The 10,847-nt window shown below is 42.1% G+C and carries 12 protein-coding genes; 4 read left to right on the top strand and 8 right to left on the bottom strand.

All coding sequences use genetic code 11. The annotated features are described in order from the left end of the window. Positions 1-483: 483 nt before the first annotated feature. The 8 genes from ACJAZP_RS17115 to ACJAZP_RS17080 form a co-directional block, all read right to left on the bottom strand. Entirely contained in the window at positions 484-747 is a 264-nt protein-coding gene (locus ACJAZP_RS17115; protein WP_415231958.1) for a YihD family protein, read from the bottom strand. A 153-nt stretch (positions 748-900) separates the two neighbouring features. Continuing rightward, complete coding sequence (gene aroE, locus ACJAZP_RS17110; RefSeq protein WP_415231957.1) at positions 901-1,719, bottom strand: shikimate dehydrogenase; 819 nt, start codon at positions 1,717-1,719, stop codon at positions 901-903. Between the two features lie 93 nt (positions 1,720-1,812). Continuing rightward, a complete protein-coding gene (locus ACJAZP_RS17105) occupies positions 1,813-2,379 on the bottom strand; it encodes an L-threonylcarbamoyladenylate synthase (protein WP_415231956.1) in 567 nt (188 codons plus the stop codon). A gap of 14 nt (positions 2,380-2,393) precedes the next feature. Continuing rightward, a complete protein-coding gene (purE, locus tag ACJAZP_RS17100; RefSeq protein ID WP_415231955.1) occupies positions 2,394-2,903 on the bottom strand; it encodes a 5-(carboxyamino)imidazole ribonucleotide mutase in 510 nt (169 codons plus the stop codon). Positions 2,904-2,954: 51 nt separating this feature from the next. Continuing rightward, positions 2,955-3,515: a topoisomerase DNA-binding C4 zinc finger domain-containing protein gene (locus tag ACJAZP_RS17095; protein WP_415231954.1), complete on the bottom strand. Its 561-nt coding sequence runs from the start codon at positions 3,513-3,515 to the stop codon at positions 2,955-2,957. Position 3,516: 1 nt separating this feature from the next. Continuing rightward, a complete protein-coding gene (locus ACJAZP_RS17090; protein WP_415231953.1) occupies positions 3,517-3,990 on the bottom strand; it encodes a DUF494 domain-containing protein in 474 nt (157 codons plus the stop codon). Between the two features lie 44 nt (positions 3,991-4,034). Continuing rightward, positions 4,035-5,153 (bottom strand): DNA-processing protein DprA, encoded by a 1,119-nt coding sequence (dprA, locus tag ACJAZP_RS17085; RefSeq protein WP_415231952.1) that lies wholly within the window; start codon positions 5,151-5,153, stop codon positions 4,035-4,037. A gap of 61 nt (positions 5,154-5,214) precedes the next feature. Next, positions 5,215-6,297: a LysM peptidoglycan-binding domain-containing protein gene (locus ACJAZP_RS17080; protein ID WP_415231951.1), complete on the bottom strand. Its 1,083-nt coding sequence runs from the start codon at positions 6,295-6,297 to the stop codon at positions 5,215-5,217. 99 nt (positions 6,298-6,396) lie between these two features. Between ACJAZP_RS17080 and def the strand changes: the two genes are divergently transcribed. The 4 genes from def to trkA all read left to right on the top strand — a co-directional run bounded on the left by def (position 6,397) and on the right by trkA (position 10,837). Next, complete coding sequence (gene def / locus ACJAZP_RS17075; protein WP_415231950.1) at positions 6,397-6,900, top strand: peptide deformylase; 504 nt, start codon at positions 6,397-6,399, stop codon at positions 6,898-6,900. A 92-nt stretch (positions 6,901-6,992) separates the two neighbouring features. Beyond that, positions 6,993-7,943, top strand: a complete 951-nt coding sequence (gene fmt, locus ACJAZP_RS17070) for a methionyl-tRNA formyltransferase (protein ID WP_415231949.1) — start codon at positions 6,993-6,995, stop codon at positions 7,941-7,943. Positions 7,944-7,947: 4 nt separating this feature from the next. Then, entirely contained in the window at positions 7,948-9,246 is a 1,299-nt protein-coding gene (rsmB, locus tag ACJAZP_RS17065) for a 16S rRNA (cytosine(967)-C(5))-methyltransferase RsmB (protein ID WP_415231948.1), read from the top strand. A gap of 214 nt (positions 9,247-9,460) precedes the next feature. Further along, positions 9,461-10,837, top strand: coding sequence for a Trk system potassium transporter TrkA (gene trkA, locus ACJAZP_RS17060; RefSeq protein ID WP_415231947.1), 1,377 nt, complete (start codon positions 9,461-9,463; stop codon positions 10,835-10,837). The last annotated feature ends 10 nt before the right edge of the window (positions 10,838-10,847 follow it).

The following is a 10,847-nucleotide window of genomic DNA, read 5'->3' as shown; positions in this document are numbered from 1 at the left end:
GTGAAACGCAGCTGCGCCGATGGTAGTGTGGGGTCTCCCCATGTGAGAGTAGGTCATTGCTAGACTCCTAATAAACGAATAATCCCTGTTGACTACGTCAGCAGGGATTTTTTCGTTTAAGCGCTTGATGCGATGACTACTCGAACATGTGCAATATAAAAAGTAGCCACGTACTGGCTTCCTTTCATGTGATAGTCGGGGTGAGGAGTGTCACGAACGGGCTATGCTTTGCGTGCCCTGTGACAGCCTGGAATTATGAGGGGTGATCTCTGCGAAGCTTGAGCTTGCAATCTATAAGCAACTGATACAAATAACCCCGCTGGTTAGTTTCAGTGAGGCTATTTTATGCATGACCTACTCTCGAGTAGGACGAGTTTACCGACAGGCAAGCTTCACGAGTGGATGAGCTCTGCGAACCCTGTTCCATCGCCAGTGTATTACACAAGCTAGGCGATCAAATCCAGATAACCCAATGCTGTTTTGTTAAAGTAATCCTCTTGCTTTTAATAAAGCAGTTTGAAAGTCATCTTCACAATCCTTAGCAATGCCGGGTATCATCTCACCAGCTTCAGTTTGATCCATTTTCAGATGATAAATGATGACTTCATCACTCAACTGTTCCAGAGGTTTATCAAATCCAGATTCTTTAGAAAGAAGTGCGAGTGTTTCCATCAGGCTTAACTCTTTATTTTTTAACCAGTAGGGTTTTAATAATTCGATGACTTCATTAACACGATGTGATTGCATATTTTTTCTCTTTTTAGATACTAGTAAGTAGTTAAAACTTTGGTCAAACTTAATGGCAGTAAGTTTGAATTTTCTGTTATTTATAGCAAATTCAATAATTTTGTCTATTTTTTACTTAAATATAATCCTAATTAATGAAATTAGTTTAGTTTATCAAGTCGCTAAATTATGACGTAATTCATTTAATACTTGTTTTGCACCAGGTTTTACGCCGCGCCAAATAGCAAAACTTTCAGCCGCTTGTCCAACTAACATACCAAGTCCGTCGATGGTAAATCTTGCTCCCTTGTCCTTTGCCCAAGCATTAAAAGGGGTTACTTGTGCGCTATACATCATGTCGTATATTGCAGTTTCAGGTCGAATTAATTCAGCACTGATGAGCGGCACTTGGCCCTGTAAACTTGCGGATGTTGAATTGATGATTAAATCGAATTCACCCGATAGTTTTGATAATTCACAGGCAGATATATTACCTAGTTTTGTGAATATGGTTGTCAGGGTTTGTGCTTTTGCAAAGGTGCGATTGGTGATGATCAACTCTTGCGGCTGTTCAGCTAACAGCGGCCCACAAACACCGCGGGCAGCCCCGCCAGCTCCAATCAACAGGATACGAGCTCCCTTAAGCGTGACATGATTATTTATAAGATCCAATATCAAACCGGCGCCATCGGTATTATCGCCGATCAGAACACCGTCATCGGTTAATTTTAAAGTATTCACTGCACCTGCCAATTCAGCACGTTCTGTTAACTGTTGTGCGTATTGGTATGCCTGCTCTTTAAAAGGGGCGGTAATATTGCAGCCTTTTCCCTGACTTGAAAAAAAATCTTTTAAAGCCGTCTCAAAATCCTCTTTTACTGGCTCAATTGCACTGTAAACCATCTTTTCTTGTGTTTGCTGTGCAAATAAAGTGTGAATAAAGGGGGATTTACTTTGTTTAATTGGATTGCCAAAAACGGCATAGTGATCCATGTGGACTCCAAAATAGTAGGTGATATTGCTAATAAACGATAATTTAACATTTTAAAATTACTAGTGGAAATTTACCGTACATAAAAAAGTTGCTTATCGTAAGCGTTTACCAGTCGACGCATCAAAAATTTGCGTGGGAGTTGATAGTCCGGAAACAGGGGCGTCAATAACTAATGTTAAGAGGGGATTATTTTTGAACATATTATTAATTTGCTGGCTATTTAAAGCGGCTTCTAAACCGGACAAATTGGCACTGGTAGAGATGATTGGTTTAGCAAATGCCAGGCATATCTGCCTGACGATGGGGTGAGCAGTTACTCTTACTGCAACACTATCAAAGTCGCCACTTATTAATTTAGAAAGATTTTTTTGGCAAGGTACAATCCAGGTTGTCGGGCCCGGCCAGGTTTTTTTTATCTCTGTCAGCTGTGTGTCTGTTAATAAAGAAAAATCAGCGTATTTTTCTAATTGCTCAATGCTGGCGGCTATTAAAATTAATCCCTTATGAGCAGGACGTTGTTTTAATAAAAGAATTTTTTGAATGGCAGCTTCACAATCTGGATCGCACCCCAAACCAAACACAGATTCCGTAGGATAAGCAATAACGCCCTGAGATTGAAGTATCTTCAGGGCGTTATTTAATTCACTTTGTTTCAACAAAAGCAGCAGATCCGTTACTGGTTTGCTAATTTAAGCTGCAGTGCAGCGTCTTTTGCGATCACCGCTCGCGCATTTTCAGCACGATTTTCTTTGACGCGTATGGCTAGTTCGTCATCGGCAACCGCAAGGATCTGTGCTGCAAGGTATGCTGCATTTTTTGCGCCTGCACTGCCAATTGCAACCGTTGCAACCGGTACGCCGGCAGGCATCATGACAGTTGACAGTAATGCATCCTGACCGTTTAAAGGACCGCAGTCAATTGGCACTCCAATAATGGGACGTGTTGTTATTCCGGCAACTGCACCGGCTAAGTGCGCGGCAAGACCGGCAGCACAGATAAATACTTTACAGCCACGTTTTTCTGCATCGGTTACATATGCATGGGTCGCGGCTGGTGTACGGTGCGCTGAAGTTACTTTAACTTCAAAATCGATAGCAAAAGATTTTAATATCTCGATAGTACCTTGCATAACAGGCAGATCGGAATCAGAGCCCATTAAGATGGCTACAAAAGGTTTAGTCAAGGTTCTTTCCTCTTTGGATTGTTGGTTAAAAAGTTAGCGTAAAAACGATGATTATATAGGCTTGCCACGGTAACCACATCCTTTTTTTGGACATATTATGCGAAATGCACTGGCTGTTTTTCGTTCTATCAAAATTGGCCAGTGACAGTCAGGACAAAACTCATTGACTGGTTTGTCATTCACTGCGTATTTGCAGGCGGGGTAGTTATCACAGGCATAAAAGGTTTTTCCAAATCGCGATTGGCGTTTGATTAAATGCCCGTTTTTACATGACGGGCAAGGCACCCAGTCTTCTTCTGCTATCTCTTTTTTTTCAGAAAGCTGTTCCGTATGCAGGCATTGGGGATAAGTACTACAGCCAATAAATAATCCATACTTACCCTGTTTTAGCACTTGTTGTTGTCCGCACAATGCGCAACTAGTCCCAGGTAGGACTTTTTTTATGTCACTTTTTTCCGATAATGGGCGTAGATAGTTGCACTCGGGATAGTTTGAGCAGCCGAGAAAAGTACCCTGTTTACTATTACGGATATGCAGTTCACTGCCGCACTCCGGACAGAGTTCTTTGCTTTTTTGGTGATGGCTGTGTAAACCTTCCTGATTTTTTTGCATATTAATGAATGAGTCCATCTTCAAAATCAAGTAGCATAGATTCAAGCTGTAAAAAGGCATCTTCACTGTTTGGATCATTAAATAAGACCATTAATATTAACCACTTAAGATCAGGAAGGGTTAATTCATCCACATCTAAAGACATCACACAATCTATAACAACTTCTCGTGTATGAGTATTTAATATGTCAGCCTGATCTAAGTAGGAGATAAAACCCTGACAGTCACAGCTAATCCTGTGCTGCTCAGCTGCACTGTAAATCCGATGTGAGGTTGCTTTGGCTAATTGCGTTTTACTCTGCAGGTTCTGCTCATGTAAGCTGGTGAGATTATCAAGCCATGCGAGTGCTTTTGAAATATCACTCGTCTGAAAGCCTTCTTCCAATAATTCATCGGTGATCTCCTGTGCATCTATTTCAATGCTTTGATCAATTTGCATATAGCTTTCAAATAGATACATGATTATTTCAAACATATTTAACCTTGTTTTTACTGTTGGTGAAAAAATGACAAGCACATCTAATGTCTTAACTTTATATAACCCTGAGTGGTGACAGCTATTCTACCAGTTATCTCAAGTTCTATTAACTGATTTTGTAAGCTCGCGACATCAAAACCGCTACGATCCAATAATTGTTCAAGGGTAGTGAGGTGAAAATCAATATGTTTTAACAGAGGGTGGGAGGCTGCGGCAGAGGTTGCGGTTTTCTCTGCAGCGCTTGAAGGGGGTACACATAAGTGCATAAATTCATCACATATATCCTGCGCATCCATGACCAGTTTTGCCCCCTGCTGAATCAGTTGGTGGCAGCCGCAGGCCTCGCTATTATCAATTGAACCCGGTAGTGCAAAGACATCCCTATTTTGCTCTAATGCATAACGCGCAGTAATTAAAGATCCGCTGCGTTTAGAAGCTTCAATAACCAATACACCTAAACTTAAACCTGAAATAATACGGTTGCGTCTGGGGAAGTTACTTGGAAATGCTGCGGCATTTGGCCAAAACTCCGACACCAACAAGCCATTTTCTTTTATTTGCTGCGCCAGTTTAAGGTGGCGCTTGGGATAGATATTATTTAACCCTGTGCCTAATACCGCAATGGTATCCCCCTCTTTGTTTATTGCTCCTTGGTGCGCAGACCCATCGATACCAATGGCTAAACCACTGGTGATGGTAAAACCTGCAGCACTTAATTGCTGTGCAAATTGATAAGCTTTCTCCTTACCGTATGGAGTACAGTTGCGACTGCCTACTATGGCTATTTGTGGAGTGCTCAATAAACTGATATTACCCTGTAAATAAAGTAATAGTGGCGGACTGCTTATTTCCTTTAATAATGGTGGGTAATGCGGGCTGTCGTAACAGATGATATGGTTTTCTGCTGAGCTGTCTAACCAGGAAAGATGACTTTCAATTAATGTTAAGTCCGGTTTAAGCAGAGCCGTTATTTGTCTTTCTTTTAATCCATAGGCTTGCAGGTGATCTTTTGGTAACTGTAGTAGTTGTTCAATTGAATGGTAAGTAAGCAGTTTTAATAGCGTGCGTTTAGGAAGTGCTGGAATGGCATCTAAAATCATCCAATAGCGACTATTAAGTTCATTATTTTGTTGTGAAAACAAGTCGAATTGAATAGTCACCTGCCTTGTGGCTCTCTGCCCTTAAACCAATAAGGTCAGAGAGTCACATTATATTAAAGGGCTAAAACTCCAAGCCTTGTATTTTATAATTTACCCTGATCAGCTCGGAACTGCGCATTATCATCGCGATACTGACTTTATCATAGACCTTAAAGACCAATAGTTCACCCACACGCTCAGCGGGTATTATTATATCGGGGTCACCTAATTTCTTGAGGTATGAAGCATCTTCTTGATAAATAACCTGGGTTTTATTAACTAATACGTCAGGACCCGATTGTAAGACAGAAAACATCGAGCCTATTTGAATGTTATCTCGTTGACCCTTGTCGATTACCACAATATCCCACTTACCACTTGCTCTTAAATCGTTAATTGATCCAAGAATCTGACCTGTTGTTGTTTTTGCAACCGACTGAGGTAAAAAGTATGCCGGTAATGTTTCATGTTCCGGAATGGGCAGTATCAAATCTCCTTGACGAGCTTCTCTTGGACTACTTATAAAATCAAGTGGTGTTACCTGTTCTGTGCCGTTAACATTTGGACTTTTAGATACTTCCGTGTGGCCGATAAAGATCAGTTGCTGGCCTAAAAACTCTTCAGTGACAGTATCAATATACTCTGCACCTAAACGATAAACACCATACAGCTTACCTTTATCGTATTGTCCCTGCCCATAAAATATATCTCCTTCAAAGAAACGCAGTGCTCCTTTTGCATCGCCGAGTAAACGGGGGGCATCGGCCAATAGCGCCGGATCAATAACATGGTCTTTTGATAAAAAAGAGGAGATAGAAGTTAAAGGAATCGTCGGGACAGCTGCCTGTTTGTCCTGTAACCGTGGTATTGGTGATAATTTTTTTAATCTCTTGCGGGAAAGTCGAGGCTCTCCATCAACCCAAATCAACGTTAACAGATCACCGGGATAAATAAGGTGAGGATTTTTAATTTGACCATTTGCCTGCCATAAACGCGGCCACAACCAGGGGGAGTTTAAAAAATGAGAAGAAATATCCCATAAGGTATCTCCTTTAACAACTCGATAGGTTTCTGGGTGATTTTCTTTTAGAGTTATAGTGTCTGCAATGGAAACAGTAGAAAGCACAATACCTATCAATAAAGCTGTAATTCGGTTGAATTTCATAACAATCCTTGTCTGATGACTAATAAAACTTTTTTTTGTATTCGGAAATGACTAGAATTAGAACTCTGTAACATTAACCGATAGGACAGGGATAATAACATGGCTTTACTCGAAGTATTATGTTTTCCAGATAAACGACTGAGAACGATTGCAAAACCTGTAGATCAGATCACGGTCGAACTTAAAAAAGTAGCTGAAAACATGATTGAAACCATGTATGAGGAAGACGGTGTCGGTCTTGCTGCTACACAAATAAATTTCCATCAACGTCTTGTTGTTATTGATGTTTCGGAGCAGCGGGATCAGCCAATGGTGATCATCAATCCGGTCATTGTAGAATCTTCAGGAGAAGAAGTCTCTGAAGAAGGTTGTCTTTCCGTTCCGGAAACCAATGCCGAGGTTAAACGTGCCGAATATGTGACCTTAGAATACTTGGATATTGAGGGTAAGAAGCAGGTATTAAAGGCTGACGGTTTACTGGCGGTTTGTATTCAGCATGAAATGGATCATCTGGATGGAAAATTATTCATTGATTATCTATCACCTCTGAAACAAAAGCGCATTAAAATCAAATTGGAAAAATTACAACGACAATACGGATAGGTTTGTTGATACTCTTTGCGGCTGGTGATCAGAGTCGAATAGAGCACATTTAAAAACCAAAAATAACCACCATTTCGACTTTAAGGTTTCTCTTGGAAAAACTAAATATAATTTTTGCCGGCACCCCTGATTTTGCCGCTAAGCATCTTAGCGCATTGATAAATTCTGAACATAATGTGATTGCCGTTTATACACAACCGGATCGCCCGGCGGGACGCGGCAAAAAACTAACCGCGAGTGCTGTTAAAGAGCTTGCTTTGCAGCAGCAGATTGCCGTCTATCAGCCCGATAACTTCAAAGAAGCAGGCAGTGTTAAGCAACTGGCCGAATTGAATGCCGATATTATGATAGTCGTTGCTTACGGGTTAATATTACCTACCTCGGTATTAGATACTCCCCGTTTAGGCTGTTTAAATGTGCACGGTTCATTGCTGCCTCGCTGGCGGGGTGCTGCGCCTATTCAACGCGCAATTTGGGCGGGTGATGCGCAGACGGGTGTGACTATCATGCAGATGGATGAAGGTCTGGATACCGGTGATATGTTGGCTAAAGTGAGTTGTTCAATTGACTTAAATGAAAGCAGCGCGTCGCTCTATGAAAAACTTGCTCTGCAGGCGCCTGGCGTATTAGTCGATACTATTAATAAACTTGTCATGGGTGAATTGCAGGCTGAAAAACAAGATCCGCAATTGGCCTGTTACGCTAAAAAATTGAGTAAAAGCGAGGCTTTAATTGATTGGTCCAAAGACGCTGTCTTTATCGAACGTTGTATTCGCGCATTTAATCCCTGGCCGGTGAGTTATTTTATGCTTGCAGATAAAGCAATCAAAGTGCATCAGGCAAGTTTACTTGCCGGTGAGAATGAACTGCCCGCGGGGACTATTATTGGCGCGGATAAAAACGGTATTCAAGTGGCAACGGGTAAAGGCATTTTAAATCTTGAGGTGCTCCAGTTGGCGGGCAAAAGAGCACTGCCGGTACAAGATATTTTAAATTCTCGTCGTGAATTGTTTGCGCAGGGTACTTTATTACAGCAAGGTTAATTAAATGAATGTAAGAGCATTAGCGGCCAAAATTTTAAACCAAGTGGTAGAGCAGGGGCAATCCTTGTCCAATGTTTTACCCCCTGCCCAGCAGGATCTTTCTCCTAAAGATAAAGCCCTATTACAGGTACTTTGTTACGGCGTTTTACGCACTCTGCCACGCTTGGATTTTTTCTGCCGTTCTCTGATGGACAAAGCACTTAAAGGCAAGCAACGCGATCTGCATTTCCTTATATTAGTCGGTTTTTACCAGTTACTTTATACTCGAATCCCCAGCCATGCCGCAGTGGGAGAAACAGTTAATGGCGCGAAAGAACTGAAAAAACAGGCGCTAAAAGGCATGGTTAACGGCGTGTTACGGAATTTTTTACGTGAGCAGGAGAGCTTGGTAGAAAAAGCGGATCAACAACCGGCACTGGTTTATTGTCATCCAAGCTGGCTCGTAAAACGCTTACAAGCAGGTTATGGCGACGAGCTGGCAGCTCAAATTATGCACAATAATAATCAGCAGGCGCCGATGTGGTTGCGGGTAAACGCGCTTCACCATACGCGCGAGCAATACCTGGCGCTGTTAAACGACGCCGGATTGCTTAGTTTTAGCGCGGAGTTTAATGAAAATGCACTGCGTTTAGAAAAAGCCACCGATGTTTACAAATTACCCGGTTTTGCAGAAGGCTGGGTTTCAGTACAGGATGGCGCAGCTCAGCTGGCGGCGCATTATCTAGACGCCCAAGCTGGCGATCTGGTATTAGACGCTTGTGCAGCGCCGGGTGGTAAAACCGTACATGTTCTAGAGCTGCAGGCTGATATAAAGCAGATGGTGGCTGTGGATGCAGATGCAAAACGTTTAATACGCGTTCAAGAGAACTTAGACCGTCTTAAACTTAATGCAACCGTTATTCACGGTGATGCATCACAACCCGGCAGTTGGTGGCATGGTGAGCTCTTTGATCGTATTCTTTGCGACGCTCCCTGCAGTGCTACCGGCGTTATTCGCCGTCATCCGGATATCCGCTGGTTACGCCGCGACAGTGATATTGCCGGTTTGGTGACCTTACAAAAACAAATTTTGCATGCGTTATGGGATAAATTAAAACCCGGAGGTGTGCTACTCTACGCAACTTGCTCTATTTTGCCCGATGAAAACGATTTACAGATTCAAGACTTTTTAGCAAGTAAGCCGGATGCCGCATTAATACCTCTTGCCGCGCAGGATAATATGCACAGCAAAAGTCGGCAGATATTGCCCAATGAGAATGCGATGGATGGTTTTTATTATGCAAAACTGCAAAAGTCATTATAAAATAGGCTGTTAATGAGCAATCATGGCAGTCTGTTCATTTATTCACTGAGTTAAATGTGTGCTTATCTGTCTTTTAAAAATACTCTCCATCTGGCACTTAATGTTTTAAGTCTGATTAAATGAAACCTTAAAAAGCGCATGTAAATATCAGCTAATATAACCATTGCAGATGGTTTTTATTATCAACAGGATCACAAAAGGATAATGAGATCGCATGAAAATTATTATATTAGGCGCAGGGCAGGTGGGTGCTTCATTGGCAGAGAACCTTGTTGGTGAAAATAACGACATTACGGTGGTTGATTTATCGCCCGATAATTTACAAGAGCTACAGGACAGGTTTGATTTACGTGTTGTTCAGGGAAGTGCTTCAAGCCCGGTAATACTCGCTGAAGCCGGGGCGGAAGACGCGGACATGTTAATTGCCGTGACCAATTCTGACGAAGTTAATATGGTCGCCTGTCAAATTGCTTTTACGCTCTTTAATGTGCCTAAAAAAATAGCCCGTATCCGTTCACAAGGTTTCATTCAATTCGAAAAAGAGTTATTTGCAAGTGGCGCTTTCCCTATCGACCATGTGATCGCACCCGAAAAATTAGTAAGTGATTATATTACCCAGTTGATCGATTATCCGGGCGCATTACAGGTTGCCAATTTTGCCGACGGTAAAGTCAATTTAATGGCGATTAAAGCCTACTATGGCGGTTCGTTGGTGGGTAATGCTATTTCTACGTTAAAACAGCACATGCCTAATGTTGAAGCGCGGGTGGCTGCTATTTTCAGGCGCGGCAAAGCAATTCGTCCTCGTGGTACCACTATTATTGAAGCGGATGATGAGGTGTTTTTTATCTCTGCAAGTCAACATATTCGCGCCATCATGAGCGAGATGCAAAAGCTTGAAAAGCCCTACAAACGTATAATGATTGTCGGTGGCGGTTATATCGGTGAAAGCTTAGCCAAACGCTTAGAAAAAGACAATTCCGTTAAATTAATCGAAAAAAACTTAAAACGGGCAGAATACCTTTCCGAAACACTGTCGAACACTATTGTCTTTTGCGGTGATTCATCGGATCAGGAATTGCTTACCGAAGAGCACATTGATCAAATCGACCTTTTTATTACCGTTACCAATGATGATGAAGCCAACATTATGTCAGCGATGCTGGCTAAACGTATGGGGGCAAGGAAAGTGATGGTGTTGATCCAGCGCAGTGCGTATCTTGACCTTGTACAGGGAGGCATTTTGGACATCGCCATTTCTCCGCAGCAGGCGACGCTTTCTGCGCTGCTGACCCATGTCCGTAAGGCTGATTTGAAGCACGTTTACTCTTTGCGGGAAGGGGTTGCTGAAGCGATTGAAATTATTGCCCGCGGTGACAGCATGACCTCGAAAGTCGTTGGCCGAGAGTTATGCCAACTTAAATTACCACCAGGTACAAGTATCGGTGCGATAGTGAGAAACGAGGAAGTATTAATCGCCCATGATAATACCGTGGTTGAAACAGATGACCACGTTATATTGTTTTTGGTGAATAAAAAGTATATCAGCGATATCGAAAAATTATTTCAACCCAGCCCGTTCTTTTTGTAGTTCTGATTTA

Origin of the sequence: Psychromonas sp. (assembly GCF_047632955.1) — a bacterium.
Lineage (GTDB): Bacteria > Pseudomonadota > Gammaproteobacteria > Enterobacterales > Psychromonadaceae > Psychromonas.
The sequence above is the reverse complement of the archived record's forward strand: the minus strand, read 5'-3'. Positions and strand labels throughout refer to the sequence as shown.